The 23557-nt window shown below is 35.6% G+C and carries 10 protein-coding genes; 2 read left to right on the forward strand and 8 right to left on the reverse strand.

What is annotated here, in order from left to right; translation table 11 throughout:
* Positions 1 to 112 precede the first annotated feature (112 nt).
* Together ACEN2N_RS13090 and ACEN2N_RS13095 are read left to right on the forward strand one after the other, a co-directional pair.
* The gene (locus ACEN2N_RS13090; protein WP_441824744.1) at positions 113 to 8680 is read left to right on the forward strand and encodes a T9SS type B sorting domain-containing protein; all 8568 of its coding nucleotides are present in this window, start codon (positions 113 to 115) and stop codon (positions 8678 to 8680) included.
* A gap of 189 nt (positions 8681 to 8869) precedes the next feature.
* Positions 8870 to 9583, forward strand: a complete 714-nt coding sequence (locus tag ACEN2N_RS13095; RefSeq protein WP_441824745.1) for a prolyl oligopeptidase family serine peptidase — start codon at positions 8870 to 8872, stop codon at positions 9581 to 9583.
* A gap of 15 nt (positions 9584 to 9598) precedes the next feature.
* Here the strand turns inward: ACEN2N_RS13095 and ACEN2N_RS13100 are convergent, their stop codons facing one another.
* The 8 genes from ACEN2N_RS13100 to tsaD all read right to left on the reverse strand — a co-directional run bounded on the left by ACEN2N_RS13100 (position 9599) and on the right by tsaD (position 23548).
* Positions 9599 to 13156 (reverse strand): VCBS repeat-containing protein, encoded by a 3558-nt coding sequence (locus ACEN2N_RS13100; RefSeq protein ID WP_441824746.1) that lies wholly within the window; start codon positions 13154 to 13156, stop codon positions 9599 to 9601.
* 114 nt (positions 13157 to 13270) lie between these two features.
* Positions 13271 to 15019, reverse strand: coding sequence for a RagB/SusD family nutrient uptake outer membrane protein (locus ACEN2N_RS13105; protein ID WP_441824747.1), 1749 nt, complete (start codon positions 15017 to 15019; stop codon positions 13271 to 13273).
* 56 nt (positions 15020 to 15075) lie between these two features.
* A complete protein-coding gene (locus ACEN2N_RS13110) occupies positions 15076 to 18387 on the reverse strand; it encodes a SusC/RagA family TonB-linked outer membrane protein (RefSeq protein ID WP_441824748.1) in 3312 nt (1103 codons plus the stop codon).
* A gap of 396 nt (positions 18388 to 18783) precedes the next feature.
* Positions 18784 to 19974 (reverse strand): THUMP-like domain-containing protein, encoded by a 1191-nt coding sequence (locus tag ACEN2N_RS13115; RefSeq protein ID WP_441824749.1) that lies wholly within the window; start codon positions 19972 to 19974, stop codon positions 18784 to 18786.
* A gap of 6 nt (positions 19975 to 19980) precedes the next feature.
* On the reverse strand, positions 19981 to 21081 hold the full coding sequence (locus ACEN2N_RS13120) for an AI-2E family transporter (RefSeq protein ID WP_441824750.1): 1101 nt from the start codon (positions 21079 to 21081) through the stop codon (positions 19981 to 19983).
* A 3-nt stretch (positions 21082 to 21084) separates the two neighbouring features.
* Positions 21085 to 21735, reverse strand: coding sequence for a DUF4159 domain-containing protein (locus tag ACEN2N_RS13125; protein ID WP_441824751.1), 651 nt, complete (start codon positions 21733 to 21735; stop codon positions 21085 to 21087).
* 59 nt (positions 21736 to 21794) lie between these two features.
* Positions 21795 to 22502: a 16S rRNA (uracil(1498)-N(3))-methyltransferase gene (locus ACEN2N_RS13130; protein ID WP_441824752.1), complete on the reverse strand. Its 708-nt coding sequence runs from the start codon at positions 22500 to 22502 to the stop codon at positions 21795 to 21797.
* 17 nt (positions 22503 to 22519) lie between these two features.
* A complete protein-coding gene (gene tsaD / locus ACEN2N_RS13135; protein WP_441824753.1) occupies positions 22520 to 23548 on the reverse strand; it encodes a tRNA (adenosine(37)-N6)-threonylcarbamoyltransferase complex transferase subunit TsaD in 1029 nt (342 codons plus the stop codon).
* Between the last annotated feature and the right edge of the window lie 9 nt (positions 23549 to 23557).

Consider the following 23557-nt stretch of genomic DNA (forward strand, 5'->3'; position numbering starts at 1 on the left):
ATTATGTTAGAGAACACATGATTATTTAAAAGATAAAATATAAGCAAAAAATTACACCAAAGAACTAATTAGATCCCAAATCAACTTTGTTCTTAAAAACGAAACTTAACCTATGCTTCCAAAACAACAGCGGTATGCGCTGTATGTACTTCTTCTGATCGTTATTTCAGTAATTGGTACTACGGCATTAGCCAACTCTAAAGTAACCACTTTGTACGAAGAGGTGGCACATGTAATCAAAAAGGCTGTTTCGGTTTCTGCCAAAAACACCACGGTCTTAGAAAAGAAAGTTCAAGTTGTACAAAAGTCTAACTTTACTACCTCAGCAATGTTTACCACACTTATTGTCGGTGCAGATGCTACAGAGACTTGTAATGATAACGGATTTACAATTGCACGGTTTAATCTATGTGGTGATTTTGATGATCGTACAATAAGTTTGTCTGGTGGCCCGCATAGTTCAGTTTCATGGCAAGTATTAGGTGGCTCTTGCACAGCGAACGTAAATACAGAATGCCCGAGCACTACAGCTTCTTGTTATTCTACGATTAGTTCTGGACAAACATTTAATTTAGATGCCAGTTCTGTACCAGCTACTTCAGGTGCCGAATACAGAGTTCTTGTAAACGGTCAACCATATTATTTTAAAGTAAAGAAAAGTACCATTACCCAAACATATGTAAAACAAGATTATATATGTGGTGTTGATGGTAGAATACAGATTACCAATTTATCGAGTGCCTACGAATTTAGTATCGATGGTGGTACTATTTGGCAAGGAGCTATATTTTCTAACCTAACACCTGGTACTTATAATATTCTAGCAAGATTAAGAAATACGGCCAATACTTGTGAATATCCTTATGAGCCTATTACAATAGAGGAAAAGGAAATTGAAATAGCCGCAACTTTTACAGATGCACTATGTAGTGTCGATACAGGTAGTATTACTGTTACCGCTTCTAATGTTCCTGGTCCTTATAAATACACTTTGTTGAATTCTAGTGGTGTTGCCCAAGAATTTACCGCTTTTATACCAACCAACCCTTATACATTTTCTGCAGTAGGTTTTGGTACATATACGGTACAGGTAGAAACACAACAATGTAAAGGAGATCCTTTAAACGGAATTACTGCTCCAAGACAAAATGTAGATACAAGCGGTAACCCTTTAACTATAGGTGCTGGGGCTTCTGCTTTAGATGCTTCTACCGAAGTAAATAGTAGTTTTGGTTGTTCAAATATTTCTAGCGTAGACATTACATTAAATACTACAGGAGGTTCTGCTCCATATACATTTACCGTAAATGGCGGACCGGTACAACCTTCATTTGGTAATGCTGCTACAGATTCTGGTACTACAATATATACAGTAACTACTGCAGGTACCTATGATTTTGTCATTACCGATACCAATGGTTGTATTATAAACGCATCTTCTGATGTTGAAGATTTATTGCCACCAGATGTAACTGTTGCAGGTATCGACGGTACATGTAGTAACGGTGGGGCTAAATTAGAGTTTACTATAAATAATGGTAGAGGGTACAATATTTCTTATCGAGAAAGTGCTACTGCACCGTGGGTAAGTACACCACAAATTTCGGTAGCTGCGGGTACTTATAATGATATTGAAGTAAGATACCAACAAGGTGGATTCGAATGTACATTAGACCTAGCTTCTCAAACAGTAATAACTGTAGGCTCATTAACCGGTAGTGCAACTAAAGTTTCTGATGTTACTTGTACAGGAGCTGGAACAACTGGCGGACAAATTGATTTTGTTGGTCCGTTTTCTGGTGGGTCAGGTAGTGGATATGTTTTTAGTATTGATGGGGTTAATTTCTCAGCAACGACTTCTTATACCGATTTAGCTGCGGGTACCTATACACCTATTATTAAAGATGCAGGTGGTTGTCGTTTAGATCTTACAGCAATTGATATTTTAGATGTTGATCCACCTACAAATTTAGATTTTGCCCAAAGTAATATTAGTTGTGCTGCTGGTACTACAGATGTGCAGTTGACACCAACAAGCAATGCGGCTATCAATAGATATGAAATTATTAGTCCCGCTTATTTTGATAATGGAAATAACGCAACTTTTACAGGTTTACTAACTTCTCAAGCATATATTTTTCAAATTACAGATGTAAACGGTTGTTCGTATACTGAAGGTTTTAGACCTGTAGTTATTAGTTCTATTCGTGTTAGAGTAAAATCTGGCGGAGATTTAAGAGTTTGTAATGGAGAAACCGATGGTACGGGTACTTTCATTATTGACGGATTTGCGAATAACTATACATATGATATTAATGGAGGATTATTCTCTGGCGGACCTCAAAGTGCTAATGAAGTAATCTTACCATTATCAGGTGCAGGTACATATACGATTACCGTAACTGATGCTGATACTGGTTGTACCGATACTTCTTCTTTCGATATTCAAGATGCTCCGGTTTTAGATTTATCAACGAGTACAGTTACTGATATGAGCTGTGCAAATGGAAATTTAGGAGCCGTTAGAGCAAATGCAACTGGTGGTTGGGGTACTTTTAGATATACCTTAACACAGCCTGTAGGACCACAAATAGGACCAAAATCTGGAAGAACCTTTAGTAATCTTTCTGCATCGGGAACATACACATTAACTGTTGAAGATGCTGAAGGTTGTACAGATACTTTTTCATTCGATTTAAACCCTATCGATGCGCCAAGTATAGTGTTAGATGGTCCGTCGTCAGATTTCTGTTTCGTTGCAGGTACTGGTGCTACGGTTGCAGTCACTTCTACGGCAGGTACAGCGGCTATTGGAACACATCAATATAGAATTAATGGTGGTACGTTACAACCAACTCCAAGTTTTGCAGGACTTTCTCCTGGTAATTACACAATTGAAGTGGTAGATGGTAATGACTGTTCAGATAGTCTTCCCATAACTATTGCACCTCAATTAAGAGTGAATACAAGCATTGTAGCTGAAATACCTTGTGGAGGAGCTGATGGTAGAATTAGCGTAAGTGTTAATGGTGGTTATACTTCTGGTGCAGGTACAAAGCAATATGAAGTTAGTGCTGATGGAGGTGCTACTTTTGGTGCGGCATTTTCACTTACTACCAATACTTTTGATTATGATACAAATGTGCCTGGTGATTATGTTTTCAGAATTACCGATAATAATACAACAAGTAGTGGTTGCGTAGCACAGTCTGTTTCAATCACCTTAAATCCGCCTCAAAATATTGCAGCTGCATCTTACGTTGCGAGACCGGTAAGTTGTAGTTCAACAAATAACGGAGCGGTTACTATTATACCAGATGCTACCAGTGGAGTACCACCATATGAAGTAAATTTTAATGGAACTGGCTGGGGTACCGAAACTGTATTTTCTAGTTTAACCGTAGGTACTTACTCTTATTTAGTAAGAGATGCTAGAGGTTGTGAAACTGTAGTCGATACGTTTGATATCGTATTAGATACAACTGCACCGCCAGCTACAACAGTTTCTGAAGTTCAGGCAGTTTGTGGTGGTAGCGGACCAGTTAGTGGCGGAATCAATATTGACGCCGTAACCGATGGAACCCCTGACTATACATTTATAATTGAGGACAATACAGGAGTAGAAATTACGCGTGTAGAAAATCAAAGTGCTTTTCCAATACAAATTTTAGATCCACTTTTAGTAACGGGAGATTATACTGTTATTACTATTGATGCTAATGGTTGTACGGATATTGATACGGTTACAATTACTTCAAACGAAGTAGTGATTGCACCAATACCTCCACCAGCACCAGCAACTTGTGATGATACCGCTTTTACGTATGCAGTAACTGTAAGTGGAGGTTCTGGGTCATATCAAATAAGATTAATAGATCAGCCAGGTTTTTATAATTTAAATAATACACCGGCAGTTAATGATCATACGTTTAGTAATGCAACAGATGGTATACAATACGGAGTGGCTTATACTGTTGTTGTTTTGGATGTGGTTACGGGTTGTACTTATGAACAAGAAATATCTCCAGTAGACGGACCTTCAACATTAGATGTTTCTGCAAGTTCGACACCTGGTGCTTGTGATGTCAACAGAAATGGTGAAATAACTTATAATATAATAGGGTTTGTAATTGGCGATGCCTTAAGAATTGAATTAATTGATAATGCAGATGGATCAAGTACAATTCTTGAAAACTCAGTAACAACTATAGGCTTGCCTTATACTGGTTCGTATCCTGAATTACCAGGTAACTATCAGATAGTGGTTGAAAATTTAACCGACTCTTGTACAGATGCCGCTCCGGTGACTATAATTCAGAATTTACCAGATATTGATATTTTACAAGAAGTTGCTGCAAATTGTAATGCATTCGGTCAAGTTACCGTACAAGGTAGAGGTGGTTCTGGTGGCCCATATGAATTTGCTTTTATGGATACTGGTTTAGCGCCTTCAGGTTGGACAACAAATACTACATTCTCTGCACCTGATGGTACTTATGATGTATACGTAAGAGACGCAAGTGGTTGTACTTCATTTGATATTGCTACTATTATTTCATTAGATCCAGATTTAGCTATTCCAACATTTGCTGTAGTAAACCAATGTGATCCTACTTCAACTGCCTTTGATATTACAGTAAGAGTACCTAGTTCTGTTAACACTCCAAGATTCACTTTGGGTGGTGATGAGCAACTACCAACAGTAGTTGGTGCCTTTTGGGAGTATACATATATCGTAAGTAGTCCTGGTGATTATGTTGTAGATGTAGTAGATGCCAACGGTTGTACCAGTGAAGGTATTGCTATTGTATATGATTTCTTGTCAGCTACAGGTAGATTTTCAACAGATAGTACGTGTAATGATGCAGATGGAGAAATAACAATAGGAACAACTGGTGGTAGTGGAGATTTTACATATGAGTTAACGGGTATCGATTATACCTCTAGCGCAGTAGGTCCAATAACACAAACAAATGATCCAATATTTACAGGTTTAGCTCCTGGTACATATGAAGTATTAATTACGGATCGAATTGTGAACGATGGTGCTGGTTTCTGTGAAACTACGGTATCAAACATCATTTTAAATCAGGCAGCACAACCTGTAATTGTTTCAGAAGAAGCAATCGATATTAGTTGTAGAGATGAGAATGACGGGTCTATTGAGATAGTAGTTGGTCCGGCAAATGCATTGGTACCATTCACATCTCAAGACACTCCGATTACTTATATATTAAATAATGTAACCTCAGGAACTACAGAAGTAACTAGAAATAATACTGGTGCTTTTTCAAATTTACCTGCAGGTGATTATCAAGTTCAAGTCGTAACGGCTCGCAATTGTGAGGTGTTATCTGGAATACATACGATTACAAATCCTGATGCATTTAGTATTTCGGCCAGTGCTGCAGATTTTGCTTGTGAGCCTGGTGCAAATAGATATAGTTCAACCATTATTACGGTAAATGTGTTAGACGCAGGTACTGTTGGTTCAGGATATCAATATAGTATCACTGGTTTTGAAAATTATCAAACTCTTAATACGTTTGAAATCATTGATGATGGTAGTGCTCAGAATATTACCGTATACGCCATAGATGGTAATGGATGTGAAACAACTTTTGATGTACCTACAATTAATCCGCCTACAGATGTTGTTCCAACAATTATTGAGGTCGATATTCTAAACTGTAGAGATGATGAACGTGTACGTATACAAGTTATAGGTACAACTGATTTTACGGTGAATACGGTATCGGTAATTCCGGTCGCTCCAGTGACCAACACATCGGGTAATAACTATGTAGATGTTTACTTATCTGATGTAGGAGATTATTTATTCGAAGTAACCGATAATACAGTGGGTTGTACATACCCTATGCCAGTACATACGGTTAATACACCAGAAATTCCAACGGTTTTAATTAGCGAGGCTAAACCAGTTAGTTGTGCAGTGCCAGGCAATGATGGAGCGTTATTCATAACTGTAGGTAATTACACAGGTGAGTTTGAAGTGTTTGTTTATGAAGCTACAGACGTAACAAGGTCTACACTTTTAACTTCTCAAACTTTTGATACAACTAACTACCCTGATGTTAATGGAGACGAAGCGAGAATAGATAATTTACCAGGTGGTAACTTGATCGTTGATGTGGTTTCTGCAGATATACCATTCTGTTCTGGTACAAGTAATGTTACAAATATTAGAACTCCCAATGGGGAACTTCAAGTAACTGCAGAATCTATAGGTAATGTTAGTTGTACGAACGATACAGGTGAAATAATTGCTACTGGTATTGGTGGTTGGGATACTACTCCGTATGAATATAGATTGTTGATGAGCACAGATGGCGGTGCTACCTATACTACTGAAATTGCAGCCTTTTCGAATGATAATGAATTTACTAATCTTTCTTTCGGGTTCTATGAAGTTGAGGTTAGAGATGTAGAAGGTTGTACAAATACAGAAGAGATAGAATTAGAAGAAGTGCCTCAAATTCTTGCAGGTATTAGAGAGCCACAAACACTAGATTGCCCTAATGGTAACAATGCGGTGCTTGAAGCTTATGACACTACAACAGGTGACGCCATTACAGCTACGGCTGGTGCAAGTGGAGGTTTTGCTGGGGCAGGTTACAACTATACTTTATTGTATTTAAGTGGTGATGATAACACAGCTATTGTTTCGCAAAGTGGATTACAGAACACACCTACTTTCATTGGTGATAGTGGCGGTTATATTAGTGCAGGTTGGTATGCAATAGAAGTATCTTCTAGTTTTGGATGTTCGTATGTGACTGATGCCTACTATGTTGATCCACCACCACCAATTCAACCAGTTTTGGTTCAAATAAGAGTACCAGGTTGTGGAGGAGATGGTGAAATAAGATTGACGGTTGAGAATCCTGATCCTTTATTTACGTACGAATACTTAAGAGTTGAAAACGGAGTAACCATTGGTACTTATGTGCCGATGACAGGTAATTCCTTTAATGCAACAGGTGTACAGGGTATTACATATCAATATGATGTAAGAAAGGTTAACGCGGCAGGTGCTTGCCCGGCAATACGTTCTAATGGTATTACCATGACAGATGCTTCTGATCTTGAATTTTTACCAAATTCTCCAGTAGATCCAATTTCTTGTGCATCTGAATTAGATGGTAGAATAGAATCTTTTGCAAGTGGCGGTGTAGGTAATAATATATTTACATTATACATAGGGCAACCTACAGATGGTTTTAATCTTGGAACAGCAACAATATTCAGAGGTCCACAAGATGAAGGTACTTTTGAAGGACTTCCTGAAGGTACAGATTATTGGATTGGCGTTACAAGTGGTTTAACTTGTGAGGCTGTAGATGGTCCGTTTGAAATTGTTAGGCCAGATCCTATAATTTTTGATGCTATACCAACAAATGTATCTTGTAATGGTGAAGAAGACGGTTCGATTACTGTTTCTGTTAGTGCAGGTGGTGTAGGTTTAATTCAATTTGCAATTGCACCGAACTTTAACGAATTCTTTAGTGATTCTGATAATCCTGGTACATATACTTTTGATGAGCTTGCAGCAGGTACATATGAGATTTTAATAAAGGATGACAACGGTTGTTTTGAAAAAGATTTTATCACAGTTGAAGAGCCAGATGAGTTACAGATAATTAATATCGACACTACACCTGAGTTATGTATTGGTGCCAATAACGGTTCGGTTGTTTTTGACGTAATAGGCGGTACTCCGTTCAACGATGTTACTGTAAACCCTACTCCGTATTTTGAGTACAAAATTGAAATGGTCGATCCAATAGATGAATCGGGTACAGCTGTATTTGCACCTTATACAGGTGCTATTGTAGAAGATTTGCAAGGTGGAGCTTCTTATGTTATTTACATTCAAGATGTTAATCTTTGTTCCGTTTCTGAATTGTTTACCATAAATATAGGGGTAGATCTAACGGCAGAGCCATTAGTACAATATGGCTGTGATGGTATATTCCCAACAAGTACAACAACTATTCAATTAGAAAATAATAACTTATTGTCTGAGCTGATGTTTGCTCTTGACCCAATTGATCCTACAGATGCTATAACAGCAAATGCAACCGACGAGTATGTTTGGGGTGATTTACCTGCTGGTGATCATATCGTACACATTTATCATGAAAATGGTTGTACCAATATGGTGGAGTTTAGTATTGATGGATATGAGCCTTTGAGCCTAGTAGTAGATAAAACCGGGCCAAATGAGGTTCTTGCAACTGCAGCTGGTGGATATGGAGAATATGAGTTCTTTTTCAACGGACAATCCTTTGGTGAGGAAACTACCTTTACAACCAATGAAAGTGGAATAGTAAATGTTCGTGTAAGAGATGCAAGAGGTTGTGAATTAGAGCTTAGTGTACCATTTGAATTTACAGGTATGTTAGAATTCCCTAATTTCTTCACTCCCGATGGAGATAACCTCAATGATATTTGGTCGCCGAATAATAGAGAACTTTTTGATGGTGTTGAGGTTCGAATTTATGACCGTTATGGTAGAGTAGTGGCTGTATTAGATGAGGTAAGCGGCTGGGATGGTAAATATGAAGGTAAAGAAGTGCCAACAGGCGATTATTGGTATGTAGTTAATGCAAATAGTGATGCAATTAAGTATGTAGGTCACTTTACCTTATACAGATAAATAAAAGAGAGAACATAGATTTAAAAAGGAGGATGCATTGAGCATCCTCTTTTTTTGTTTCGCAAAATTTTAAATAAGTTTTTGAATTCTTGTTCGTCTAACTTTTAGAGTACAAATGGACCTAAAACCACTTTAACTTTAAAAGAGTTTCTTTTTGGGGTACATTTGATAGAAATTTCGAATTTACAGATGAGGTCAATTTTATATATTGTTTTACTGGTTATTTTTCAAAGTTGTGCATCTCAAGCAAAACCTATTCTGATAGATTCAGAAATGGAAACGAATGTGAAAGAAAATCTAGCCTATTACTTGTATTACCCAGAAGATTATGAGGAGGAGCCTGATAAAGATTTCCCAATACTATTATTTTTACATGGCGGTGGCGAATCTGGCGATAGCTTGGTTACGGTGAAAAGAAATGGTCCGCCTAAATTGATAGTTCAGGGAAAAAAATTTCCGTTTTTAATATTGGCACCCCAGAACCCAAACGAGAAAAAGTGGTGGAATACAAGGGCTGTAAAGCAATTGTTGGACTCCATTGTAGATAATAATAGAATTGACAAACGTAGAATTTATTTAACCGGATTAAGCCGAGGGGGCGGAGCTGCTTGGGAAATGGCAGTACAATATCCTGATACCTTCGCTGCGATGGCAGTAGTTTGTGGTATGACGCCCTTACCTTATGCTTCTTGGATTAATAGGGACATGCCCATCTGGGTTTTTCACGGCGAGAAAGATAAGTCTATACCAATAGAAGAATCTGAAACCATGGTAGCCAGATTAAAAGAAATGGGGTACGAAGTCATCTTCACTAAATACCCCAATGTCGGACATAGTGCCTGGATCAAAGCTTACGAAACAGAAGCACTGTATGATTGGTTTATGAATCAGGAGTTGAAGTAGATTAATTTGAGCGTATTACATTTTTAAAGTTCTTGTTTTTTCTCCATTATTATTGTAGAAATTTATCTCTGTAATATTTTTGGTGATAGAAATAGTTGAGTTTGATTGAGAATTAAAACTATCTCCCCAATAGACTTCTTGAATTCTTTTCTTTCCATCTTTAAAAGTAATAATTGCTTTAACCTCATTTTTAAGAAATTTTTCAATAGCAAAATAACTAGGAGTATTATATTCATGTACTTTTATAGAATCATTATTTTGCGATGCAATAATTAATTCTTTTCCATTTTTTAAATTTATGTTGACTAATGCTTTAGCATCCCCAGAAACATAAAAATTGGATTCCGCTAAATTTAGACTTTTCATATTTAAGTTACCTGTATTCTTTAAAATTAAGCCAACAAGTGCATCGGCCATTCCTTGTTGAACCTCCATTCCAAAGTCATTGCCAACAAGAACAATATCCAATAAATTGTCTTCATCTATATCTTGTGATAACATTCCATAAATCGGCGCATGTTGAACATTTGAAGGTAGTTTACGCATAACGAATTTTCCATTTCCAATATTTTCTATTAGGGAAGTCTCCATTTCATTAAAAGTTAATTTTGTAGCATCGTCTAATAGACCATCATTGAACATTTCTGGAAGAGTAGTGGATCCAAATTCACCAAATGAATTGAATTTTTTCCTTATACCAACATATTGCTTTGTTACATCTTGCCAAGGATGGTATAGATATTCTTTTTTCGTTCCTAAACTATCTCTTAAATAATAAGAAAGTAAGGGGTCAATTGATCCGTTTCCATCAAGGTCTTTAGCATATAATCGAATAGGTTGGGCAGTGTCTCCTTGAAAGTTTATATTTCTTCCAAAATTACCCGCTATATAATCGATATCGCCATCGTTATCAAAATCACCTGCTGTCAAACTATTCCACCATCCTAAATGATTTTGTATACCGGTATCTTCTGTAATTTCAACTAATTTGCCATTTCGATTCGCGAAGAAACGTAGCGGCATCCATTCACTTGCTATAATTAAATCTGGCCAAAAGTCATTATTAAAATCGGTCCAAATAGCATCACTGACTAAGCCAGCGAATTCAAATTTCGGATTCATTTTAACTGTAACATCAACAAATTTAATATTATCGCCTTCAGATTGGTTCTCGAAAATATAAGATCTATCTGATGATGGGTACGCAAATGGTAAAACTCTACCGCCAACAAAAAGATCTAAATCTCCATCATTGTCAAAATCGGCCGCTTTTACACAAGTAGTATTTGTATTCAAATCAGGAATAGCTTGAGAAAAATCTGTAAAATTTCCTTTACCATCATTTAGTAAAAGTTGATCTTTGTATAATATATTACCACTAGGGTATTGGGCGCTTCCTCTAGCTATATATAAATCTAAATCGCCGTCGTTATCGACATCAAATAAAAGTGAACTCGAATCTTCTTCTAGTTTTTCATTGCTTTTGTAGGCGACATTTTTTTGAATAAAAGTACTTTGTTCCGTTTGTATGAACCACGTTTCGCTTTCTCCTCTACTACCAACAATAAACATGTCTTCTAGATTATCACCATTTATGTCGCCAACCGAAATTGAAGGACCATATTGGGAAAATTTATGAGGTATGGTGGTTTGAAAATTAAAATCTATAAAATCTAAATCTTTACTAAAGTGGTTTAAACCTAAATTATCGTCTGACTTCTTAAAAAGTGCTATATTATTTTTTAGGACTTTCGTAGTGGTTGGGTTGTAAGTAACTTCAATGTCTTTATTAATTTCTGGTTTTAATTCTATTTGCTCTTTGCCATTGGGCCAGATTATTTTTAAACTATCAATTTTATCTACCGTTCCAAGACCAACATGAAACATTTTTTCAGGTTGTGATAAATAACCCCTACCAGAAAGTAAAGATTGTCGTTGTTGTTGAGATCCATAATACACAATTATAGAGCTGCCAATAGCTTCTTTATTTTTATCGATTCCTTTTAACTTAACTCTTAAATAGTTTTGATTGGGATTAATTTCATTTAAACGATTTTGTAACAAGAGTACTTTGTCATTAATATTATTTATTACCAAATCTAAATCGCCATCATTGTCTAAATCTCCATAAGCAGCACCATTACTAAACGTTCCATAGTCAAGACCCCAAGCTTTAGTTTGGTCTATAAATCCGTTTCCATTATTATTCTTAAAAATAAAGTTGGGTATTTTAATTTCTGGAATAGCCTCTATTAACTGTTCTTTTGGTACTAGTCTACTGGCAGTAATTCTAAAGTCTCCAAAATCACGATCAGTTACATCTTTTGGGAATCCGTTTGTAATTAGTAAATCTTTCCATCCATCATTATCGACATCTGCGAATAAAGGGGCCCAACTCCAATCTGTTTCTTGAACGCCAGCAAACATACCTATTTCACTGAAAATCGGTAAACCATTTTCAGGATTTATTCCTAAGTTTTGCTGTAGTGTATTTCTGGTATACTGATGCTCGTACTGAAATTTCTTTGTAAATATTTCTTTCTGATAATTACTTGGACCTTGAAATAGTTTTTTTCTTTTATTATAATAAGGCTGCATCTCTGTGGTAAAAATATCCATTAGACCGTCATTGTTGACATCTGCAATATCACTACCCATAGAAGATAGACTAAAGTGTTTGAAAATTTCACCTGCTTTATTCGAAAAAGTACCATCTTGATTATTAATGTAAATTAAATCATTACTTAAAAAATCATTGGCAACATAAATATCTGCATACCCATCATTGTTAAAGTCATTTATTAAAGTACTATGGCTATATCCATGATATCTTATTCCTGCTTTTTCAGAAACATCAATAAATTTTCTTTGGTTGAGGCTATCTATGAAAACGTTTTCATAGAGAACATCTTTACTTTTTGATGTTCCATCGTCAGTCAAGGGGCTAAATTCATTTGGATTGATACCTTCAATTCGATTAACACCTATGAATACATCCAAATCACCATCATTGTCATAATCAAAAAATTGGGCGTGAGATGAATAGGTAGGGTCATCCAAACCATATTTTGCAGCTTCTTCTATAAATAGTGGAATATTGTTATCGTTATTACCTTGGTTAATGTATAAAAGATTTTTTCTAAGAGTACTATCTTTTCTAAAAGTGTTACAGATATAAATATCTTGTAATCCATCTAAATTAATATCAAGTATCGTTACCCCAGAAGACCATTGTAGGGTATCTTTTTTACTAATTTGAGCTTCTATACTTATATCTTTAAATTTAAGATTTCCTTGATTTAAATATAGCCTGTTATTTACTTGATTTCCCGTGAGAAAGATATCATCTAAGCCATCTGCATTGACATCAGCAATAGCAACCCCGGCACCATTATAAACAAATTCATTATCTAAAATATTAATAGAGTCATTTTCAATTAATTGATTATTAAAATCAAGTCCAGATGTCTTATAGTTAATTGAATAATATAATTTTTTGGACTCACTATTATTACATCCCACGAATAAAATTATTGCGAATATTACTTTTAAGGTACTAATGGTATTTTTCATTTTTGTTGTTGTCATTACTCTTTACAAATATGCATGAACCAACCTGAAGAAACAAAAAAATGGCTACCATAATTGGTAGCCATTTTTAAATAAAAAGTTATGCTTTTCAAAAAATTAATATCCAGGATTCTGTTGTAATATATCAGCACCGGTAATATCGATTTGTGCTTGTGGAATTGGGAAATATTCATTTTTACCGGCAGTAAAGCTAGCTCCACCAAATTTAGTAACTAACAATGTTGATTCATAGCCTAAATATGCATTCAAATCATCAGCTGCTACACCCCATCTTACTAAATCAAAGAAACGATGACCTTCCTCTCCAAGTTCTAATTTTCTTTCGAAACGAACAGCATCTCTAGCAAAATCAGCATTTGGAAATGCCGTATACTCTGAAATTACATAGTTAGCGGCATTCTCGCCAGAATCATATTCCTTAACCCAGTGTTCTGAGTTCGCTGCTCTTCTTCTTACTTGATTAACATAATCTAAGGCTGTAGCTAAAGATCCTCCAGGAGCTTCAATTTCTGCTTCTGCAGCCATCAGTAATACATCGGCATATCTTATGATTGTATAATTCATTAGTGCGTAACCACGAGTCCAAGAACTACCATCGGTAAAGCTATTTTCTTGGCTTCTGTAATAGATGTATTTTTTTGGTGAATATGGACCACCATAAACTTGATCACGAATCCAAGCTTTTCCTGGGTGCTCGATCCAATCTAAATAAGGAATACCTCTTCTACCAATTACATGGTCAATTCTAGGGTCTAATGGATCAGCATCTTCTACAAATGGTTCATCTGCTTCGATACCGTAATCATTTTTAACCGAATTTGCTGCACTATTGTAAGACCCGTCTAACAATGGTAGACCATCTGCTCCAGTTCTGTATGAATTTGCCATTTCAAAACTAGGTTGAAAGAAACCACAGCAGTTACCAGGACCATCAGGACCTGTGTTGTATGGGTAATTTAAATCATCAAACCAGTTAGCATTGTTTACACTACCAGTATTGTTGGCAGATTCAACATCAAATACAGCTTCAGAATGGTTGTCATTTTCAGCATTATAAATTTGGGAATAATCATCTAATAAAGCGTATTTGATTCCATTAGATGTAACGCCATTATCTATTACGTCATCGAACCAATCTTTAGCTTCACCAAACTTTTGCTGAAACAATTTGGCTTTACCCATCAATGCTGCAGCTGCCCATTTGTTTACGCGACCAGCTCCATTTTCAGAAGGTAAGTTGTCGTATGCAAATTGTAAATCTGCCTCTATTATTCCCCAAGCGTCACCGTTATTAGGAAGTAATTTTAAATCTTCAGGAAGAACAGTTTCATCAAATACTACGATGTTGTTAAAGTGTTTTTTAAGATCGAAGTAAAAATGACCTCTTAGCATACGGGCTTCACCAGAAAGTCTAGCCGCATCTGCAGCTGATAATTCTGTTGAAATAGCGATTGCCGAAAGCACCTTATTTGCTCTACTGATTCCTTCATATCGACCTCTCCAAAGATTGTTGAAATCATTGTTCGGGTCAATAGGACTAGCTTCGTAACGTTGAATAGGATTCAAAGAACCATAATCTCCTGCATCTGTTCCTTTGTTTGCTTCACCACCTACTATTGAACCTGTTGCCCAATGGTTAGGTCCTTCAAATCGATTACCGAATACTCCATTTAGAGCAGCGTAAGTTCCAATTAATAGCCCATCAATACCTGCCTTAGTGCTAACTTGAGCGTCAGCAAGGGAGTCTGTTGGGGCTACTTGTAAAAATTCATCACTACATGACATCGACGCCAAGAGCAACGTGCCTAATAGAAATGAGGTTTTTTTAAATTTAAATGTTTTCATAGTTTACTTTTTATTAAAGTTACTAATTATTGTATAATATTATGATTTATAGTTATTTATATTCCTATTTCTAAGGTTATAGCATAACTAGGAGTTACAGGGAAGTTACCTACATCAATACCGAAATTGGTATCAGGACCAGCAACTTGAGGATCTAAACCACTGTAATTAGTTAATGTCCAAATGTTGTTTGCAGATAAGCCTATGCTGAATTTGCTCAAACCTAAAGTTTCTACTAAGTTGTCATTAAAGTTATATCCAATTCGTAACTGAACTAATCTTAAATAACTACCATCTTCGACATACCATGAATTAGCTGCTGCACTTGTGCTTAAGTTAGAAGCACTTTCCCAAATTGGGGCTGTAGCATTATTACCCAATTCAGGTGTCCAAGAACCAAAAGCTGCAACGCCTTTAGCTGAACCTTCAAAAGTTCCAAAGAAATCAGTAAACCATTTAGATTGATTAAATATTTCATTACCCACAGAACCATACCAGTAGGTTTGGAATTCGATGTTTTTATAACGAAGAATTAAATCTAAACCTCCTGTAAAATCTGGTACAGCACTACCAAGGACTGTTCTGTCATCAGGAGTTATTTCACCATCACCATTTACATCTTCATATCTAAAACGACCGATTGCTTTATCTGCTTGAGCAGGAGAATTTGTTACTTCATCAGCCGAATTGAAATAGCCAATTACATTATAGCCAAAGAATGTAGATATAGATTCGCCAACTGAGTTACGTACAGGTGCAATACCTCTATAAGAAATATTGTCACCGAATGATTCAATACCTGGCGCTAGAGCTGTAATTTCATTCTTTAAGAATGAATTTGTACTTGTTACTTCGAAAGAAAGGTCTTCAGTAATGTTACCTCTTCCTATTATCTGAAAATCAACACCTTTGTTGCTCATACCACCAATGTTTACTGACGGAGCAGCTGCATAGTTGCCAGCAACACCAGGTAGTGGTACTTGGTATAATAAATCTTTGGTATCTTTTTTCCACCAATCAAGAATGAATTCTAGCTTATTATCAAATAAGGAAAGGTCAAAACCAATGTTAGTTGTCTCAGAAGTTTCCCACTGTGCATTTGGGTTACCAATTCTACTAGCAGCAAAACCTTCATCTGCGCCGCCATTTTGACCAGCTATTGGATAAAATGTACTACCTCTGTCAGATGCAAATAAAGAATATTGATTGTTTGGAGATACGTTAGTATCACTACCCATTTGACCCCAGCCACCTCTAATCTTTAAATCTGAAACGATCTCTTGATTTTGCATGAATGGTTCATCAATTACTCTCCAAGCTGCAGAAACTGCTGGGAATGTACCATATCTATTGTTTTCACCGAAACGCGAAGAACCATCTCTACGTATAACACCTGTTAAATAATATTTTTCGTTAAAGTTATAATCTAACTTACCAAAAGTTGAGAAGTAAGTTGCACCCTTATATTGATTACTATTTACCACAGGGCTTTGTACTACAGACAAACTTTGAAAGTCTAAATCTGTAGAAAATGGATTGATACCACCACCAGAAATGTTTCTTCCACTACCTGTATTTAAAGCTTCTATACCTCCAAATGCAGTTATTTTGTGTTCTCCAAAAAGTTTCTCATAGTTAATAGTATTTGTAAATGTCCATGAAAATCCATATCCACTACCTTCTCCAAAAGAATTACTTGCTTCTGGCTCAGAATCTCCTAAATACTTATAGTTATAATCTACATAATGATAGTTACTATAGCCACCACCTATACTTGATCTAAGCGTTAAACCTTCAAGAGGTTTTATAGCGGCATACATATTACCGAAACCACCGACACTATAAGTTTTATCATCGCCGTTGTTTAATTTTAGTCTTCTTACAGGGTTACGAGGGTTGTTGAATCCTGCTGCTTTTGTACTTGCGAAATTCCCAAATTCATCATAAACTGGTATAATTGTCGGCATTCTAAATGCAGATAATACTTCAGATTCATCATCAGCAACTTCAACACCACCTCCGCCACCTGCAATACCAACTGCTGATCTGTAGGTTACCTGAAAGTTTTCACCAATGGTCAACCATGGGTTTACGTCCCATTCAGAATTAAAACGTGCTGCATATCTTGAGAATTCTTGAGCTAAAACAATACCGTCTTGATTTTGTGCAGAAACACCCATGTAAAACCGCCCATTTTCATTACCTCCATCAAAACCTAATGAAACTCTACTTTGAGGAGCAATTCTAGTGATTTCCTTATACCAGTTAGTTCCTTGTAAATTTGGTCTTATTAAGAAAGTGTTTTCTGGATCAGCTTCATAAGCAGCTCTAACCGCAGCTAAGTCAACATTTCCTGCACTTACACCGTTCTGACCATTAGCATGTAAATAATCAGGTATTGTAGGTGTGGCATTGGTACCGTATTGTGGGTGAGTATATTGAACAGCTGTGCCATTTACTGCAGCATTATTCTCGTATCCAATGTGAGTGTATCTTGCCATTTCTAATGGATTCAACATCTGTGGAGATCCGGCTACGTTAGGATCAACTACACCACTATTAACATTTAGAGTCATAGAGGTTTTTCTTTTAGATCTAGAACCTTGTTTAGTAGTATATACTATTACACCATTTGCCGCTCTTGCTCCATAAATGGATGCTGCTGCAGCATCTTTAAGAACTGTAGCTGTTTGTACATCATCAGGATTAATAAAATCTACATTTGTTGTTGGTACCCCATCTACAACATATAAAGGAGCATTATTTCCAAATGAATTAAATCCACGTACTCTAATTTGACTTGTTGTTCCGGGCTGTCCATTTGTAAGAACAGTTACACCGGCAACCCTACCTTGTAATTGTTGCTCAATGTTACCTGATGGAACGGCTGCCAAATCTTCTGCCGCTACTATCGAAACAGCAGCTGTAGTTTCACGTTTGGTCATTACTTGATAACCAGTTACAACTACTTCGTCTAATGCCGCAGCATCTTCAGCTAATGTTGCGTTAACAGTAGACTGACCATTTACTGCAATTTGTGTGCTTTTAAATCCTATATAGCTAAATACTAATGTAGCACCATCAGATACATTTAAGCTATAGTTACCATCGAAATCTGTTTGTGTACCATTAGTAGTTCCTTTTTCTACGACGTTGGCACCAGGTAATGGTTGACCAGTGTCATCAAGAACGGTTCCTGTAATGGTAGATTGAAGTGTTTTCACTTCAACTTCGTTAGAAGTACTAGTGTTTTCATTTGCCTGGGCCAATTGGGCTCCTAAGCAAACAAGCATTGATAAAACTCCAGTCTTAATAAAGGAAGACCTTTTTCTGGATTTCATCAACGGATAATCACGTTTTTGATTCATAATTGTTGTTGTTTGTTAGTTTAAATAAATTGTGTAGAATTTGACTTTTTAAAATTATTTATTGAAGTGTTTAAATGTTAAAAAAATCAAAATCTGGTATAATAATAGCAATTTTACTTCAATAACCGTTATTTCATTTATAAAATTTTGCGAGCATTGTAATCGTATATATGGCTATTGTTATTGTAATAATCTGTATTAATAGGCGTAATTATTAAGGTATCAGCAATTTAGCACTTGTGAAATTTGGAATTTAACACGTTAAAATTTTAACATTTTCAATTTATTATGTAGATAAAATTACGTCAAATGGTAATATACAACGTTGTAGTTTGGCAATTTTAGCTATTTTTAATTTGTGTTAAATGCTATGATTTTGAAGCTATTTTTTGCCTTCTAATGATCTTGAAAGATCTGTAAACACGAAATTATGATTAGATTTTCCTCAAAATCCGTTGTGCAAAAAAGATAGATTTCTCCGCCATCTTTAATTCCTAATTTTTTTCTGATTTTGATGACCGAATCTGGGAAGTTTCTTATGGTAATATTTGCTTTAGTGATACCCTCTTTTTTTAATGATTTTTTAGAATAATCATAAACGCCCTGTACCTTGAATATTCGACCAGGAAACGTAATTAATTGATCTGAGGTATACAAATGAGAATTGGAGTGTAGTTTTCTAAGATCGAAATGCTCGCCTAATAATTTAAACGCTCCAGATTTTAATAGTGCTGCGTTTGGTTCGTAAATGTAATTAAGCGGCTTAGAATAATGCGATGCACTATAATGTTCTTTGCTCAAGTAAAATTGAAATTCTTGAACCGAATCTGTTTTATAGTTAAGTGTTTTAATCAATGGTTCATTTTTGTAATCTTTCTCAATCAACCAAAGAATTTCTTTTACATCATTATTTACTGCCACAACATGTATTTCTTTTACATGCGACAATTCTTTCAATCCGCTTTTAAGGTCTAGTAACGGACCGGTTTTGATTAATATATTGGATGATTTCTCTAATAAAAGTTCCATGTTAAAAATAACATTGGGCTCGCAATCAGATAAATAATAAACTTTTTTATTATCCTTATCTCTTCTTGATGGGTCAATGTAAATCCATTCAATAGGGGTATTAGCTTCTTTAAGGTATTTTAATCCGTCAACTGCAATACATTCTATATTGACAACATTTAGTTGTTTAAAATTATGATGTGCAATTTTTGATAACTCCTCATTTCTATCCAAATGGATGACATGGTTCATTTTCTTGCTAAAAGCAAAAGAATCTACACCGAACCCAGCAGTTAGGTCTACAATAGTATTGCCGTTCACTAACGTGGCTTTATAGTTCGCCGCAATCTCTGAAGAGGTTTGTGAAAGATTTAATTTGTTAGGGTAGTAAATATTATCTGATCCAAACCAAGTAGGTAATTTTGTTTTTGCTTTAAATTTCGATTCTATTTGTTCGACCAATTCTTTTGAAGAAACCTCAAGAAATTTTGACTTAGATAAAAGTATTTTATGAATATCACTACTTAGATTATCATTGATAAACTGCTGTACTTCGCTAGCTAGTATTTCAGAATTCACGAATGCTTAGAGATTATGGGTCAAAGATTTTACAATTTGATTGTCAGAAAGAAATTCTTTGAGAATAACCTTAATAGCCGTATAACCAGGCACGGCAACTATCATTCCTACAGTGCCGAATAATAATCCTGCAATGATAATTACCAAAAATATCTCTAACGGGTGAGATTTTACACTATTAGAAAATATAAATGGTTGAGAGAAAAAGTTGTCTACCAGCTGACCAATTAATAATCCTATAAAGACATATCCTGTTTTTGGTAATATCACTGCACTAAAATCAGAACCTAAATTACTGGTCATGGTCAATGTCAGCATAATTACACCACCAATAATTGGTCCTAAATAAGGTATAATGTTGAATAAGGCACAAAGAAATGCTATAACTACTGCATTTTCAATACCTACTATAAGTAAAACTATAGTGTAAATTACGAATAGAATAAATATTTGAAGTAGCAGGCCAACAAAGTATCTTGATAATAGTCCATTGATTTTGCCAATAGAATTTGTAGTGCCTTTTTTTTTATCTATAGGAATAAATATCAATAAACCATGTTCGAACAATTTGCTGTCCTTCAAAAAGAAAAAAGATATAAAAAGAACTGAAAACAAGCCAATACTTGCCGTACTCAAAACATTTAAAAAGGAATTTAAAAAGTTGGGTATAAAGCCAATATCGAGACCTTGTAAAATATTTTTTTCTAAACCTGTGTCATCAATGACATCTTCTACTATATGGGAAGAAAGCCCCAAGTAATTGGTAATTTGATGGTACAATGTATTTAGGCTTGTTTGTAAATCATTAATATTAAGTAAAGATAAATTTTTGCCTTGCTCTGATAATAAAGGAATGAATAAGGCAACAATACCGACCAATAAACCAACCATTAAGAGCATGGTTATGATTACGGCAAGTATATTAGGTAGTTTAAGACGCAATCTAAAAAAACGTACCAAAGGGCTACCAATTAACGCGACAACTGCAGCAATGGCCAAATAGGCGATTACAGATTGTATAGTGTAAAGAAAATAGAGTAAAAGTGCTATACCTACTATAGCACCTATGGCTCTTAGTATACCTTGCGAAATGGTTTTTGAGGTCATTGTTTAATTTTTAAAAACATAAGTTATAATATTGGCTCCCATTTGTAAAGCTTTTTCTCTAATCTCTGCGGTGTCATTATGCACAGTAGGGTCTTCCCAACCATCACCTAAATCAGATTCTGAAGTAAATAGCAAGACTATTCTATTTTTATGAAAAATGGCAAATGCCTGTGGTCGCTGTCCGTCATGTTCGTGTATTTTTGGTAAACCCTTCGGAAAAGAATACGCATTTGAAAAAATAGCATGATCAGCACCTAGTTCTTCCAATGCTGTATCTGGGAAAAGTCTTTTTATCTCTCGACTTATATATGGTTTCATGCCATAATTATCATCAATATGTAAAAAACCACCTGACAATAAATAATTTCTTAAGTTCTCTAGTTCCTCATCTGAAAAAACCACATTACCATGCCCTGTCATATGTAAAAATGGATATTGATATATTGAGCTGCTGCCAACTTCAACTGTTTCTGGCTTATTATTTAGGGCTGTACCAATGTTATTGTTGCAGTACTTAATTAAGTTGGGTAGGGCAGTTGGGTTAGCATACCAATCGCCACCACCTTGATATTTTAAGATGGCTATTTCTTGAGCATTGACAGACACACTAGAAACGAAAATAAAAAAGAGGTAGGTAGAAAGGATTATTTTCATATTCAAATCTACAAAAATCGGCTGTGATAAAATGAAGGGATGATTTTTTACGGTTATAATTATCCGTTATTGATAGAAGCTACAATAGTACAGGCTACAATTGCGGCTGTTTCGGTTCTTAATCTTGTTTTGCCCATAGCAACCGGTGCATAACCACTATCCATTGCCTTTTTAATTTCCTCTGGAGAAAAATCACCTTCAGGGCCAATTAATATGGTAATATCTTGGTCAGCTGCAACTCTTCTTTTTAGCTCGTGACGTTCACTCTCTTCGCAATGTGCAATAAACTGTAAGCCCGATACAGGTTGATCTAGAAATTCCTTTAAAGTTATTGGTTCGTTCAGTTTGGGTAAGAGTGTTTGCAAAGATTGCTTCATTGCAGATTCTAAAACTCTATACATACGGTCTAACTTTATTATTTTACGTTCAGAGCGGTCGCAAATTATAGGTGTTATTTCATCTACACCTATTTCTGTAGCTTTTTCTAAAAACCACTCAAAACGATCATTCATTTTGGTAGGTGCAACCGCCATATGCAACCAATGCGATTTTGAATGTGTTTTTTTAGATGAGATAAGCTCAACCGCACATTTTTTTATATTATCGTCAACAATTTTAGCTTCGAATAAAATGCCTTCGCCATTGGTGATCCATAATTCGTCACCAATCTTCTTTCTTAGCACCTTTATAATATGCTTACTTTCATTGCTATCAAAAGTAAAAGCGGTGTCTTCAGATTTTATATTCGGATTGTAAAAAAGTTGCATCTATACTTTTGTTTGAATTAAGATATTACATATCTAGCTTTTGCCGTTACATCTTGCTGAGAGAATTGCTCGTTCTTATATTTATAGTATCCAACAATACCTATCATGGCGGCATTATCGGTACAATATTCAAATTTGGGTATATAGGTTTTCCACCCGTATTTGGTTTGTGCTTCGGTCAAAACTTTGCGAATACCTGAATTTGCTGACACTCCGCCGCCAATAGCAATTTCTTTTATACCAGTTTGCTTTACGGCCTTTTTCAGCTTTTTCATCAATATGGTAATTATAGTATATTGTATTGATGCGCAGATGTCCTCTAAGTTGTTTTTAATAAAATCAGGATTCTCTTTCGTTTGTTTCTGAATGAAATAGAGTATGTTCGTTTTTAATCCGCTGAAACTAAAATCTAAATTTTTTACATTGGGTATGGTAAATTCAAATTTATGCGGATCACCTGTTGCAGCATATTTATCAATTAAAGGTCCGCCAGGGTAGGGTAGACCTAAAATTTTGGCACTCTTATCAAATGCTTCCCCTACGGCATCATCTAAAGTTTGTCCAATGATTTTCATATCAAAGTAATCATTCACTTGAACAATCTGCGTATGACCGCCACTTATAGTCAGCGCTAAAAACGGAAATGAAGGTGCTTTCATAGTTTCCTCATCAATAAAATGAGCTAAAATATGGGCTTTCATGTGGTTAACTTCGATAAGTGGAATTTGTAAACCTAACGATAAAGATTTTGCAAATGAGGTACCTACAAGTAAAGATCCCATTAGTCCAGGTCCGCGTGTAAATGCTATGGCTGATAATTGTTTTTTATCGATATTTGCTTTGGCTATGGCTTGATGAACAACGGGGACGATATTTTGTTGATGCGCTCTTGATGCAAGTTCAGGTACAACCCCACCATATTCGTTATGAATAGCCTGGGTTGCCACAACATTACTGAGCACTTTATCGTTCATTAAAACTGCCGCAGAAGTGTCATCACAAGAAGATTCTATTGCAAGTATATAAATTGTTTCGTGATCCAACATATTTGGAAT

The organism is Maribacter spongiicola, assembly GCF_052119685.1.
Taxonomy (GTDB): domain Bacteria; phylum Bacteroidota; class Bacteroidia; order Flavobacteriales; family Flavobacteriaceae; genus Maribacter; species Maribacter spongiicola_A.